Annotated in this window: 12 protein-coding genes and 1 pseudogene; 12 read left to right on the top strand and 1 reads right to left on the bottom strand. The window is 41.5% G+C overall.

Going from position 1 to position 13,991, the window contains the following annotated elements:
* The first annotated feature begins 10 nt into the window (after nt 1–10).
* The 8 genes and pseudogenes from CVS81_RS01620 (at nt 11) to tsaD (ending at nt 8,937) form a co-directional block, all read left to right on the top strand.
* Nucleotides 11–2,029, top strand: a complete 2,019-nt coding sequence (locus tag CVS81_RS01620; protein ID WP_004317497.1) for a fumarate reductase flavoprotein subunit — start codon at nt 11–13, stop codon at nt 2,027–2,029.
* The gene (locus CVS81_RS01625) at nt 2,022–2,741 is read left to right on the top strand and encodes a fumarate reductase iron-sulfur subunit (protein ID WP_004317555.1); all 720 of its coding nucleotides are present in this window, start codon (nt 2,022–2,024) and stop codon (nt 2,739–2,741) included. Before CVS81_RS01620 ends, CVS81_RS01625 begins: the two co-directional genes overlap by 8 nt.
* Before the next feature lie 456 nt (nt 2,742–3,197).
* Nucleotides 3,198–3,272: pseudogene (locus tag CVS81_RS09970) on the top strand (restriction endonuclease); the annotation flags it as partial.
* Between the two features lie 321 nt (nt 3,273–3,593).
* Nucleotides 3,594–4,325, top strand: a complete 732-nt coding sequence (locus CVS81_RS01640; protein ID WP_103616906.1) for a phosphatidate cytidylyltransferase — start codon at nt 3,594–3,596, stop codon at nt 4,323–4,325.
* Complete coding sequence (gene dxr, locus CVS81_RS01645; RefSeq protein ID WP_107964875.1) at nt 4,307–5,416, top strand: 1-deoxy-D-xylulose-5-phosphate reductoisomerase; 1,110 nt, start codon at nt 4,307–4,309, stop codon at nt 5,414–5,416. Before CVS81_RS01640 ends, dxr begins: the two co-directional genes overlap by 19 nt.
* Nucleotides 5,403–6,638, top strand: a complete 1,236-nt coding sequence (locus CVS81_RS01650; protein ID WP_107964876.1) for a uracil-xanthine permease family protein — start codon at nt 5,403–5,405, stop codon at nt 6,636–6,638. The genes dxr and CVS81_RS01650 overlap by 14 nt, the downstream gene beginning before the upstream one ends.
* A complete protein-coding gene (locus CVS81_RS01655) occupies nt 6,638–7,936 on the top strand; it encodes a M99 family carboxypeptidase catalytic domain-containing protein (protein WP_107964877.1) in 1,299 nt (432 codons plus the stop codon). Before CVS81_RS01650 ends, CVS81_RS01655 begins: the two co-directional genes overlap by 1 nt.
* Nucleotides 7,933–8,937, top strand: a complete 1,005-nt coding sequence (gene tsaD / locus CVS81_RS01660; RefSeq protein ID WP_107964878.1) for a tRNA (adenosine(37)-N6)-threonylcarbamoyltransferase complex transferase subunit TsaD — start codon at nt 7,933–7,935, stop codon at nt 8,935–8,937. Before CVS81_RS01655 ends, tsaD begins: the two co-directional genes overlap by 4 nt.
* 48 nt (nt 8,938–8,985) lie before the next feature.
* Here tsaD and putP read toward each other — a convergent pair whose 3' ends face one another.
* Nucleotides 8,986–10,473, bottom strand: coding sequence for a sodium/proline symporter PutP (gene putP, locus CVS81_RS01665; protein WP_021092063.1), 1,488 nt, complete (start codon nt 10,471–10,473; stop codon nt 8,986–8,988).
* A gap of 146 nt (nt 10,474–10,619) precedes the next feature.
* Between putP and CVS81_RS01670 the strand changes: the two genes are divergently transcribed.
* The 4 genes from CVS81_RS01670 to CVS81_RS01685 all read left to right on the top strand — a co-directional run.
* On the top strand, nt 10,620–11,330 hold the full coding sequence (locus CVS81_RS01670; RefSeq protein ID WP_012140157.1) for an amino acid ABC transporter permease: 711 nt from the start codon (nt 10,620–10,622) through the stop codon (nt 11,328–11,330).
* Nucleotides 11,323–12,051 carry an amino acid ABC transporter ATP-binding protein gene (locus CVS81_RS01675; protein WP_009294566.1) on the top strand — a complete coding sequence of 243 codons (729 nt, stop codon included), beginning with the start codon at nt 11,323–11,325 and terminating at the stop codon, nt 12,049–12,051. The genes CVS81_RS01670 and CVS81_RS01675 overlap by 8 nt, the downstream gene beginning before the upstream one ends.
* 11 nt (nt 12,052–12,062) lie before the next feature.
* Complete coding sequence (locus CVS81_RS01680; RefSeq protein ID WP_107964879.1) at nt 12,063–12,833, top strand: basic amino acid ABC transporter substrate-binding protein; 771 nt, start codon at nt 12,063–12,065, stop codon at nt 12,831–12,833.
* A gap of 128 nt (nt 12,834–12,961) precedes the next feature.
* The coding region (locus CVS81_RS01685) for a cache domain-containing protein (protein ID WP_159070949.1) at nt 12,962–13,991 on the top strand (1,030 nt) is incomplete at its 3' end.

Consider the following 13,991-nt stretch of genomic DNA (forward strand, 5'->3'; position numbering starts at 1 on the left):
GAGCTAGAAGATGAATGTAAAATATTATGACGCATTGGTAATTGGTGGCGGTCTAGCTGGTCTTAGAGCTGCTGTGGCTGCTGGTGAAAAGGGTTTAAGCACCGTAGTTTTGAGCCTTATCCCTGTAAAACGCTCTCACTCTGCTGCTGCGCAAGGCGGCATGCAAGCAAGCCTTGGTAACTCTAAAATGAGTGAAGGTGATAACGAAGATGTACACTTTGCTGACACAGTAAAAGGTAGCGACTGGGGTTGTGATCAACAAGTTGCACGTATGTTTTGTCAAACTGCTCCAAAAGCGATTCGTGAGCTTGCAGCTTGGGGTGTGCCTTGGACTAGGATCACAAAAGGCGAAAGAAGCGCTATCATCAACGCTCAAAAGACAACTATCGTTGAAAAAGAAGAGGTCCATGGTCTTATCCACTCACGTGACTTTGGTGGTACAAAAAAGTGGAGAACTTGCTACACAGCTGACGCAACTGGTCACACCATGCTTTTTGCTGTTGCAAACGAAGCGCTTAAGCACAATGTAGAAATTCACGACCGCAAAGAGGCGATCGCTTTGATACACCAAAATAATCGCTGTTACGGCGCGATCGTTCGTGACCTAGTAAATGGCGAGATCACAGCTTATGTTTCAAAAGGCACACTGATAGCAACTGGCGGTTATGGTAGAGTTTATAAACACACTACAAACGCTGTTGTTTGCGAGGGTATCGGCGCTGCGATCGCACTTGAGACTGGCGTAGCTCAGCTTGGCAACATGGAAGCTGTTCAGTTTCACCCAACTCCGATCGTCCCATCTGGCATTCTTTTAACAGAAGGTTGCCGCGGTGATGGTGGAATTTTACGTGACGTTGATGGATACCGCTTTATGCCTGATTATGAACCAGAGAAAAAAGAGCTAGCTAGCCGTGACGTCGTTAGCCGCCGTATCATGGAGCACATCCGTGCAGGCAAAGGCGTACCTAGCCCTTATGGTTATCACGTTTGGCTTGATATCTCTATCCTTGGACGCGAGCACATCGAGAAAAATTTACGTGACGTTCAAGAAATTTGCGAAATTTTTAACGGCATCGATCCTGCTGATACTGAAGTATATACTGACGAGACAGGACATCAGCGTGGCAAAGGCTGGGCGCCGATCCTACCTATGCAGCACTACTCAATGGGTGGCATCAAGACAAAACCAACTGGCGAGAGCCCAACACTAGCAGGTCTATTTAGCGCTGGTGAGGCTGCTTGCTGGGATATGCACGGCTTTAACCGCCTTGGTGGTAACTCAGTTTCTGAGACAGTCGTCGCTGGTATGATCGTTGGTGATTATTTTGCAGATTATTGTGCTAGCCACGAGATCGAGATAAACACAGCTGATATCGAGAAATTTGTTAAAAAACAGGAAGACTATCTAAATAGCCTTGTCACAAAAGAGGGTAAATTTAACGTCTTTGATATCAAAAACAAGATGAAAGAGGTAATGTGGGAGCACGTTGCGATATTTAGAACAGGCAAAGGTCTAGAGCTTGCTGTTAAAGAACTTGAAGCACTCTACAAAGAGTCACTTGATGTAAAAGTAAGCAACAAAGCACTATTTGGCAACCCAGAGCTTGAAGAGGCTTACCGCGTGCCAAAGATGCTAAAACTAGCGCTTTGTATCGCAAAAGGTGCGCTTGATAGAACAGAGAGCCGTGGTGCTCACTGCCGTGAAGACTATCCAAAAAGAGATGACCTTAACTGGCTAAACAGAACGCTTACAAGCTGGAAAGAAGGCGACACTATGCCAACTATCACTTATGAGCCACTTGATATCATGAAGATGGAGATGCCGCCAGCATTTAGAGGTTATGGTGCAAAAGGAAATATCATCGAGCATCCAAACAGCGCTATCCGCCAAAAAGAGGTCGATGAAATTCGCGAGAAAATGCAAGCAGAAGGCAAGAGCAGACAAGAAATTCAAGAGGCTTTGATGCACTATGACCTTCAACCAAAATATAAAGCACCAAATGAAAGAGCAGGTATAGGAAATGAGTAGAAAAATAACCATAAAAGCTTTTAAATACAATCCTTTAAGCAAAGTTTCAAAGCCTCATTTTGCGACTTATGAGCTTGAAGAGACTGATGGCATGACGCTATTTATCGCGTTAAATCAAATTCGCGAGAAATTTGATCCAGATCTTAGCTTTGACTTTGTTTGTCGTGCGGGAATTTGCGGAAGTTGTGGCATGCTAGTAAATGGCAAACCAAGCCTAGCTTGCAGAACCCTAACAAAAGACTTTGAAAGCGGTGTCATCGAGCTTATGCCTTTGCCAGTCTTTAAACTACTAAAAGATCTAAGCGTAGATACTGGCAACTGGATGAACGCTATGAGCAAGCGTGTCGAGAGCTGGATACACACAGATCATGAGACAGATATCTCTAAGCTTGAAGAGAAAGTTGAGCCAGAAGTCGCTCAAGAGGTTTTCGAGCTTGATCGCTGTATAGAGTGCGGAATTTGCGTCGCATCTTGTGGAACAGCTATCATGAGACCTGATTTCATCGGCGCTGTTGGTCTAAACAGGGTTGCTAGATTTAAGATAGACGCACTTGATAAGAGAACCGATGAGGACTTTTACGAGCTAATCGGCGATGATGATGGCGTATTTGGTTGTATGACTTTGCTTGGCTGCGAAGACAACTGCCCAAAACACCTACCACTTCAAAGCCGCATAGCTTATATGCGTAGAAAAATGGCTGCTATAAAGTAGCAAAGGGGCTGTAAAAAGCCCCAAATTTATTTAAAAACTCTGCAAACTGACACCAAGATACAGATACAAATATCTAACGCTGCAAATACTAAAAACACAAATATTAAAAGTGGAAACGACAAGACTAAGCCCATTATATAGCCAAGCGGCAAAGTAATAAAAAATAAAAGACCAAAACCAACACTAAAACAAAAAAATAGCGCAAACAATGAAGCGATCACGTTTATAAATAAGTTGATATTATCAGAGAAAAACTCTGTTAGGCTTACATATTTCATGTGGTGATTATAGCTTTTAAGATTAAAAAAATTTTAGAAAAATGAACCATGGAACTAGATGTCGATTAGACGGCGTCATGGATGAGCTAGGACTTTCTAAAATTTACATCCAAGCAAAGAGATATAAGGATGGTAGCAATATATAGGCAGGCAAGAGGTACAGCGGTTCATCGGCGCTATCTCAAATAAAAATACCAAAAAAGGCGTCTTTATTACAACGGCAAAATTTACAAAAGAGGCCCAAACGTTTGCCAAAGATAGTCAAAACTTTAGCGTAGTCTTGATAGATGGCGACAGACTGGCCGAGCTAATAATAAAGTATAAAGTAGGCGTTCAAACAGGTCAGATATATGAAATTTGCAAGATCGACACCGACTTTTTTGAGGAAAATAATTTCTAGATATAAGAATAAACAATCTTTTGTTTTCATCGCATAAATTTTTTGCGTAGCCACCCAAATAAATCTAAAATTTACCAACTCAAAACACATTTTAAACCAAATTTCACTCTTATAAACGCCATCTAAATTTTAAGTGTTATAATTACGGCAAAATAACGATTTTAAGGAGAGTGTATGTCTTCACGCATTATCACTGGCGTTTTGATGTTTGTTGCTATTTTGGTAGTTTTTTTTATAGATAATTATATTTTAAATTTTATTTTGCTTGGCGCGGTGCTTTACTTTGCCTTTAACGAGTCGCTCAAGCTTTATGGCATCGATCACAAACAGCTAGTTTATGCAGCGCTCGCATTTTACGTGCTTACATATTTTACAAATCCGATCTTCATCGCGATCCTAGCTATCATGCTGGTAGCATCTATCCTTGCGCATATAAAAAGCGAAAATTTAAAGCTAGTTGCCCCTTTTGTCTATCCAACAACTCCTATATTTATGATGTGGATGCTTTATTCAGAGTATGGCATGGGCTATCTTGTATGGCTTATCTTAAGCGTAGTTGCGAGCGATAGTGGCGCATTTTTTATTGGCAAAGCCTTTGGCAAGCACCCATTTAGCCCAAGCTCACCAAACAAGACTATCGAGGGTGCAGTTGGCGGCGTGGTAGTAGGCACCATAGTTGGCTGCGTCGTTGGAAATTTCGTAACAGATGGATTTTTTCAAATTCTATTTTCAAGCTTTTTAGTCTGCGTCTTTGCGGTCTGGGGAGATCTCTTTGAGAGCTATCTAAAAAGACTTTGCGGCGTCAAAGACAGTGGCACGCTTTTTCCAGGTCACGGTGGCATGCTTGATAGGATAGATGGTTATTTATTTGGCGTTGTTGCGCTACTTTGGTCGCTATCGTGGTAATACTTGGCTCAACTGGCTCGATCGGCAAAAATACTCTAGCGCTCTGCGAGAAATTTAATGTAGAGGTTGAGGCGCTAAGCTGCGCTAAAAATGTTGATCTTCTAAACGAGCAAATTTTAAAATTTAAGCCAAAATTTGTCTGTGTGGGCGATGAAAAGCTAGCTAAAAATGTAAAAAACATTGAGGCTAAAAACATCTTTTTTGGCGAGGCTGGACTGCTAGAAATGCTTGAAATTTCAAGCTCAAAAAAGGTGATAAACGCCCTTGTTGGCTTTGCTGGACTTGCTCCTAGCCTAAAGACACAAGCACTTGGTAAAAAGCTAGCACTTGCAAACAAAGAGAGCCTTGTAGTTGGCGGTAAATTTTTAAAAACAAGAGAAATTTTGCCAATTGATAGCGAACATTTTGGGCTTAAATTTCTACTAGAAAACAAAACTACCCCAAGCAAGCTCATCATCACAGCAAGCGGTGGGGCATTTTATAAAAAACCGATCAAATTTCTAAAAGATGCCACGCCGTCTGACGCACTTAAACACCCAAACTGGGATATGGGCGCAAAGATCACCATTGATAGCGCGATGATGACAAACAAGCTTTTTGAGGTGATGGAGGCCTACTGGCTTTATGGCATCAAAGATATCGAGGCCGTGATAGAGCCAACCTCAGCCATCCACGCCGTAGTCGAGTTTATCGACGGCTCAAGCACGATGCACCTCTCACGCACAGATATGAAGCTAGCTATCGCGCATGCTATCTTTGAAAAAGTTGAGCAAAATATCGTCTCGCACGCAAATTTACTTGATCTAAAAAATATCAAATTTCACAAGATCAGCCTTAAAAAATATCCAGTCTTTTCGCTAAAAGATGAAGTCTTAGCCAGTCCTGACCTAGGTGTCGTCATAAACGCTGCAAACGAGGTTGGAGTATTTAGCTTTTTAGAGAAAAAGTGCTCATTTTTAGATATCTCAAGGCTCATTTTGGGCTTGGCTAAGAAATTTAAAGATATAAAAATTTCAAGCGTAGATGAAATTTATGAAGTTGATAAAGAGGTTCGAGAATACGCAAAAAGGATGCTAAATGCAAAGGTATGAGGGGTATAAATTTGATCTTAAGCAAAGCTTGATCGGTGTGCAGTTTTTATTTGTCGCCTTTGGCGCGCTGGTGCTCGTGCCTATCCTTACGGGGCTTGATGCAAACGTAGCGCTCTTTACAGCAGGTCTTGGCACGCTGCTTTTTCAGCTAATAACTAGAAAAAATGTCCCACCGATCTTTCTAGCAAGCTCGTTTGCCTTCATCGCTCCGCTTCAGTATGGCATCGAAAAATGGGGCATACCAGTGACGATGGGCGGAGTTATATTTGCTGGATTTTTCTACGTCGCGCTAAGTCTTGTCGTTCGCTTTGGCGGCGAGAAAATTTTGCATAAAATTTTGCCTCCAGTTGTCGTTGGTCCTGTTATCATGACCATAGGCCTCATACTAGCTCCAAATGCCGTTAAGATGGCTACTTCAGCTACTGAGGCTTACACCCAAAACGTAGCGATGATAGTTGCAGCCACCTCGCTTATCGCTACTATCGTTGTCATGATGCTAGGACGGGGGATGTTTAGGCTCATACCGATCCTGCTTGGCATCATCGCTGGCTACATCGTGGCTTACTGCTTTGGTATGGTTGATTTTAGCGCCATCGCAAGCGCCCCTTGGTTTAGAGTGCCAAGCTTTAGCGCGCCAAAATTTGAACTCGAAGCGATCATCTATATGATACCTATCGCCATCGCCCCAGCGATCGAGCACATCGGCGATATGCTCGCTATCTCAAATGTCACAAAAGAGGATTTTTTGAAAAATCCAGGTCTTAAAAATACCCTTTTAGGCGACGGTCTGGCCACCTCGCTAGCTGCTGCCTTTGGTGGTCCACCAAACACCACCTACTCAGAGGTCACAGGCGCAGTTAGCCTCACAAAAGCGTATAATCCAGCGATCATGACCTTTGCGGCGATCACCGCTATCGTGCTAGCCTTTGTTGGCAAGCTTGGCGCGGTGCTCTCAACCATCCCAGCTCCAGTCATCGGCGGTATCATGTTGCTACTTTTTGGCATCATCGCAAGCGTTGGCATGGAGACACTTATAAAAAACAGAGTAGATCTTGCCGACCCTAGAAATATGATAATCGTAGCCCTCATCTTCATCTTCGCCATCGGCGGCATGGTGCTTGACCTTGGAGCGGTTAAATTTTCAGGTATCGGACTTGGCGCGGTTACTGGTATAGTTTTAAATTTGCTTTTGCCAAAGACAAAGCATTACGAAGGATATTAATGCGTAAATTTAGACTTTTTCTAGCAGCTCTAGCGGCTGCAAGCCTTGCAAATGCAGGCGCACTGGACTATGCACTTATCAAAAAAGGTGAGCCAAGTAGCAATACTATGCTCTTAATCGGTGGCATACAAGGCGACGAGCCAGGCGGCTTTTTGGCGGCTTCTATCGTGGCAACCGACTATAACATCACAAAAGGCTCGCTTTGGGTTGTGCCAAATTTAAATTTCCCAAGCATCATCGAGCGAAGTCGCGGCACAAAGGGCGATATGAATAGAAAATTCGCTCACGTCGAAAAGGACGATCCAGACTACAACTCAGTGATGAAGATAAAAGACGTCATCACCGACAAAAACGTCACTCTCATCTTAAATTTACACGATGGCAGCGGATATTATAGAGATAAATTTATAAGCAAGGACGAAAATCCAGACAAATGGGGCAACACCTGCATCATCGACCAAAGCACGCTACCAGGCTCAAAGTATCCAGAGCTTGAAAGCATCGCCTCAAGTGTAAAAGACGTGCTAAATAAGCACCTCATAGACCCAAAACACCAATATCACGTCAAAAACACGCACACGGCGATGGGCGATAAAGAGATGCTAAAAAGCCTCACCTACTACGCGATCACGCAAAACAAGTCCGCCTTTGCAAACGAAGCTAGCAAAAATTTAAACGCCGAGCAAAGGACATATTATCACCTAGTAGCGATCGAAGAGTATATGAAAAAGGCTGGCATTAGCTTTACTAGGCCATTTGAGCTTGATGTCAAAAGCGTGAAAAAAGCGATCGAAAAAGAGATCAGACTTGAGTTATTTGACAGCTACGCTCTTAGCCTTAAAAATTTAAAACCAGTGATAAGCTTTGTGCCATTTAAAAAGGGCGAGCTAAGCTACCACTCGCCAAATCCGCTAATCGCCGTCATAAAAGATAACGACACCTATAAAGTGCAGTATGGCAACCGCTCTGTTACAAGACTAAAGCCACAATACTTCGAGTTTGCAAAGCCACTTGATAAAATTTCTCTTTTGATCGATGGCAAAGAGCAGGAGCTAAAAAGCGGCGACAAATTTAGCGTTAAAAAAAGTTTTAAAGTAAAAACTCTCAAAAACGTGCGCGTAAACGTCATAGGATATGGCACTAAAAGCGTTGATGAGAGCGAGCAAGAGATCGATAAAAACAGCCTAAACAAAAGCTACAGCATAGATAAAGATGGCAAAATTTACCGAGTTGAGTTTTACAAAAGCGAAAATGGCAAAGAGAAATTTGCTGGCATGATACTAGCGGAGTTTAGATGATACTTGGCATCGAAAGTAGCTGCGATGACAGCTCTGTCGCGCTCATAGATGAAGGCACGCTGGAGCAAATTTATTATAAAAAGATCTCGCAAGAAGAGGAGCACGCTATCTTTGGTGGCGTGGTCCCAGAGCTTGCGGCAAGGCTTCACACAAAGGCGCTGCCAGCACTTTTAAATGATATCTTGCCAAATTTAAAAGATATAAACGCCATCGCTGTGACAAACGAGCCAGGGCTAAGCGTGAGCCTGATAGGCGGCGTCAGCATGGCAAAATCGCTAAGCATCGCCCTAAATATCCCACTAATCGCCGTAAATCACCTAGTTGGTCACATCTACTCGCTATTTTTAGACCATGAAGCCACCTTCCCACTTGGCGTTTTGCTAGTTAGTGGCGGACATACGATGATACTTGAGATTAGCGAAAATGGCGAAATTACAGAGCTTGCAAGCACAAGTGATGATAGCTTTGGCGAGAGCTTTGACAAGGTGGCAAAGATGCTTGATCTTGGCTACCCAGGCGGTGCTGTGGTGCAGCAAAACGCACTTTTGTGTGAGGATAAAGAGAGGTTTAAATTTACCGTCCCACTTCTTCACGATAAGCGCCTTGAATACAGCTTTTCAGGGCTTAAAAACCAAGTCAGAGTTGAAATTTCAAAGCTTGAAACTATCACACAAAAAGATATCGCAGATATTTGCTACGCCTTTGAAAATACGGCTTGTGAGCACATCTTAAATAAGCTTGAAAGGGTTTTCAAGCTAAGAAATTTCAAGCGATTTGGCGTGGTTGGCGGAGCGAGTGCAAATTTAAATTTACGAAAAAGGCTTGAAGCACTTTGTCAAAAAAATGGATGTGAGCTTTTACTAGCCCCACTTGCGTTTTGCTCTGATAATGCGCTGATGATAGCAAGAGCTGGACGTGAGAAATACTTAAAACAAGAGTTTATCTCGCATGATAAGCTAACTATAAATCCAAGGGTTAGTTTTAAGAAATTTGAAATTTAAAATTAGAGTAAATTTGATGGTGGCTAAAGCTAGCCACCTTATTTAAATTTAAAGCCTTGTCTTCATCTTTTCAAATTCATCTTTTATCACTTGCTCGTGTGGCTCGCTAGTCATTTTATTTATCGCGTCGCCCCAGATACTGACCATGATGATGGCTAGGCTTGAGGTTAAAATACCTGGTAAAATTTCATAAACATAGGCATTTAGCCCTGATGTTATCCAAAATATCACGGTAGCACCGCCAGCTATCATACCAGCAAGCGCTCCAAGTGCGCTCATACGTTTCCAGTAAAGGCTAAAAAGCAGTACCGGACCAAAGCTCGCGCCAAATCCAGCCCAAGCGTTGCCAACGACGTTTAGAACGTTATCTGTAGAGATAAAGGCAAGCACTGTGGCAATTATCGCTACGACCACGACTGCATAGCGGCTGATCGCTGTTTGCGTGCTTTGACTCACCTCTTTTTTATAAAAGGCAAAGATGAAGTCCTTTGTGACCGAGCTTGAAGTGACCAAAAGCTGGCTTGAGATGGTACTCATGATCGCTGAAAGCACCGCTGAGATGATGATACCTATAAAAAATGGTGGGAAAAGTAGCTCGCCAAGCTTTAAAAATACGGTTTCAGGGTCGCTTAGTCCGCCTCTTTGGCTAAAATAGACAAAGCCGATAAGTCCGCTCATAATTGCACCTAGTAGGCCGATCGTCATCCAGCCAATGCCGATCCTTCTTGCCTTTGCAAGCTCTTTTGAGTCGCGTATCGCCATAAATCTAACGATGATATGTGGCTGTCCAAAGTAACCAAAGCCCCAAGCTAGAAGGCCTAAAATGCCCCAAAAAGTCTGGTCTCTAAATGGATTTAGGTGATTTGCATCAAGCCTGCTTATCTCTTTTATCAAATTTGTATCGCTTGGCAAGTCTAAATTTAGATATGCCACGACTGGGATTGAAACTAGGACGCAAAACATCAAAAGCCCCTGAAATGCGTCAGTTATGCTAACAGCCTTAAATCCACCAAAAAATGTGTAAAAGACTACGATTATGAGCGTAAAGACCGCTCCGTATGCAAATTTTAAGCCAAAAAAGCTCTCAAAAGTCTTTCCACCAGCGATGATGCCGCTACTTACGTAAAGTGTGAAAAATATCAAGATGATAAGACCTGAGATGATCCTTAAAATTTTAGTCCTATCTTTAAAGCGGTTTTCCAAAAAGTCTGGTATCGTGATGCTATCGCTCGCGACCTCAGTATAGACCCTAAGCCTTTTTGCTAGAAATAAGTAGTTGCAGTAAGCTCCCACGATAAGACCAGCTATCATCCAGACATTTGCCACGCCAGTTGCGTATAGAGCCCCGGGCACGCCAAGTAGCATCCAACCACTCATATCAGAAGCGCCAGCGCTAAGTGCGGTGACGACTGGACCCATTTGGCGGTTATCCAGTAGATACTCGTTCATACTTGCATTTTTATCGTAGAAATATCGTCCGATAAAGAGCAAGAAACCAAAATAGATGGCGATGGCTAAATAAGACCCAAAGCTCATAAATTTCCTTTCAAATAAAATAAAACGCTTATGTTATTACAAATTTATTTAAATTTCAATGCTAAGACAATCCTTAAATTCATTTAAGCAAAATGATATATTTTTTTTCGTATCATTTAAGGCTACATTTTAAAGAAAGGATGAAGTTGAACGCTCAAAATTTAGCCAAATTTCTATTTTTTATAATAATTGTCTCACTTGGAACATATTTTTTCTATCCAAGAGATCTTAGCGAGGCGCAAGAGATCGCATATATCAAAAGTTACGGAGTAACACTTGGTCTTACGATAGGCGGTATCGCTATAGGTATCACACTTGGATTTATTTTAGCTTTTATTAAATTTTTAGATATCAAGGTTTTAAATTTCGTCATAGATGAGTATATCGACATCTTGCGTGGAACGCCTGTAATACTTCAACTTCTTATATTTTCAGTGGTGATTTTTGCCACTTGGAGTGATAACTTCTACGTCGCTGTGATCGCACTTGGCTTAAATAGCTCAGCATATGTCGCTGAGATCGTAAGAAGCGGCATAAATAGCGTCGATAAAGGTCAGATGGAGGCTGCTCGTGCGATGGGGCTAAACTACTACGTTTCGATGCGTGAGATAGTCTTCCCGCAAGCTACTAAAAATATCTTGCCAGCGCTTGCAAATGAGTTTATCTCGCTTTTTAAAGAGACCTCAGTCGTTGGCTACATAAGCGTCGTTGATATCACGATGCAAAGTAAGAGCCTTCAAGCGGTCTTTTACAGCCCAGAGCCAGTCATTTTTACGGGCATTGTATATTACGTGAGCGTTAAATTTTTCACCCTTTTGGTGAAACTACTTGAGAGGAGACTAAATCGCCATGATTGAGATTAAAAATTTAAACAAAAGCTATGGCGATTTGCGTGTTTTAAATGACATTAGCGTAGATATCAAAAAAGGTGAAGTCATAGCGATAATTGGCCCAAGCGGCGGTGGAAAAAGTACATTTTTGCGTTGCATAAACCGCCTTGAAGAGCCAGATAGCGGGCATATCAAGATAAATGGCGAAGATATCCTCAATAAAAAATCAGACATAAATAAAATTCGTCAAAAAGTGAGCATGGTGTTTCAGCACTTTAACCTTTTTGCAAACAAAAACGTCTTGCAAAATTTAACTCTAGCTCCGATAAAAGCTGGGATATTAGATAAAGAGAGTGCTGAGAGGAGGGCAGATGAACTGCTAAAGAGTGTTGGGCTAAGCGATAAGAAATTTGCCTACCCGCATAAGCTCTCAGGAGGTCAAAAGCAGCGTATCGCCATCGCTAGAAGCCTAGCAATGGAGCCGGAGGTGATACTATTTGACGAGCCAACAAGCGCGCTAGATCCTGAGATGATCGGCGAGGTGCTTGATATCATGAAAGATGTCGCAGCAAAGGGCATAACGATGCTTGTGGTGACTCACGAAATGGGCTTTGCAAGAAACGTGGCAAATAGAATTTTCTTTATGGACAAAGGCAAGATAGCAGTTGATGACACGCCAAAAAACGTCTTTACAAATCCGCAGCACGAGCGTCTGCGAGAGTTTTTAGGCAAAATTTTAAATCACTAATAAGGAGTAAAATGAAAAATTTGTTAAAAGTTCTAGCGTTAGGGTTAGCCCTGTTTTTTATAGGTTGTGGTGATGATAGTGGCAAAAAAACCGCTGCAAATGCGCCAGAAGCTAGCAAAGAGGTAGTTTATAAAGTTGGTTCAAGTGCTGATTATCCTCCGTTTGAATATCTTGATGATAAAAATCAAATCGTTGGCTTTGAGATCGATCTTCTAAATGAAATCACTAAAAAAACTGGGATCAAATTTGACGTTGCAAACATGAGTTTTGATGGGCTAATACCAGCTTTAAAAACAGGTAAGATCGATATCGCGATAAGCGGTATGAGCGCAACTGACGAGAGAAGAAAGTCTGTTGATTTTACTAAGCCATATTATTTTTCAGAGAATTTATTTATCCGCAAAAAAGGCTCAGATGTAAATAAAGACAATCTTAAAGATAAGAAAATTTCAGCTCAAGTTGGCACACTTCAAGAAGAGGCAGCTAAAAAGATCACAACTCAGTCAATCCCAGCTGAAAATGTAGCGGCAGCTATAATGTCACTAAATGCCGGCAAGATCGATGTTGTGCTTACTGATAGCCCGATAGGTATAGAGTATCTAAAACAAAATCCAGACCTAGAGGAGTTTTTAAGACTTCCTGACGGTACAGAGGGCTTTGCAATGGCATTTGATAAGGGCAAACATACTGAGCTCATCAAAAAAATAGACGCCACGATCGAAGAGCTACAAAAATCTGGCGAATTTGACAAAATGCTCGCTAAATACGACCTTAAAAAATAAATCCTAATATAAATTTGCAAGAGGCAAGATGCTTCTTGCAAAAAATCTCACAAATTTCTAATTTATAAAATTTAATATTATTTAAATATATTGTAATAAAATTGTCAATTTACTTTAAGGAGAATGCAATGAAGTCACTCAGGATGAGAACGGCACTTGTGCTAAGTGTCATGCTTTTGGTTTGTGTTAGTGTGGTTGGTCTTGTGACCTATAACATGGCTAAAAATTTATATACCGACAGGGTCGAAAGTAAAGAATTCCCACTTGCTGTCAATGAAGTTGGTTATAAAATAGAATCTTACATCGATAAGATAATCGACGCTTCTTATCAAATAACTCAAAATAGCTTCTTAATAGACTGGGTCAAAAATGGCGAGGACGAGCACGGCAGAAAGGTCTTGTTTGACTATTTTCAGACTCTTGCTAAAAATTTAAAGCTAGATACAATAATGTTTGGCTCAGACAGAACCCTAAACTACTATGTCGAAGATAAAATTTTAAAGGTCATTAACCCAGAAAACGACAAGTGGTACTACGCCTTAAAAGATGGCAGCAGCCTAAGCCTAATCGACATCAACAAGGCTGAAGACGGCAGCGGCAAGATAATGATGTATATAAACTACAAAGTTCAAAAAGATGATAAATTTTATGGCATCGCAGCAACTGGCGTAAATTTAAGCGAGATAGTAAATTTTGTCCAGTCACAAAAGATAGGTCGTGGCGGTAAATTTCTACTAGTCGATGAAAAAGGCGACATCAAGATCGGTAAAGATGTAAGCGGCAACCTAAAAGATTTAGTTGGCGATGCAAACCTTAAAAAGCTAATCAACGAAAATGGCAGCTACATATCGCTAGATAAGGATGGCAGAAATTTATTGATCGGCTCAAAATATATCAAAAGTATGGGCTGGTATCTTATCGGCGAGCTTGACAAAGATGAGCTTTTAGAGGATCTAAACTCACTTGCTTATGCATCTGTTGGAGTGCTTGTAGTGGTGCTTATTTTAGGACTATTGCTCTCACTTTACCTATCGTCTTACCTCCTAAAAATCATCCTCAAACTAAAAACAGGCCTACTATCTTTCTTTGATCTACTAAATCACAAGACAAACAAAGCACAGCCTATAGAGATAACATCTAAAGATGAATTTGGTCAAA

The sequence above is a fragment of the Campylobacter concisus genome (assembly GCF_003049065.1).
In the GTDB taxonomy this organism is placed as follows: Bacteria; Campylobacterota; Campylobacteria; order Campylobacterales; family Campylobacteraceae; genus Campylobacter_A; species Campylobacter_A concisus_BE.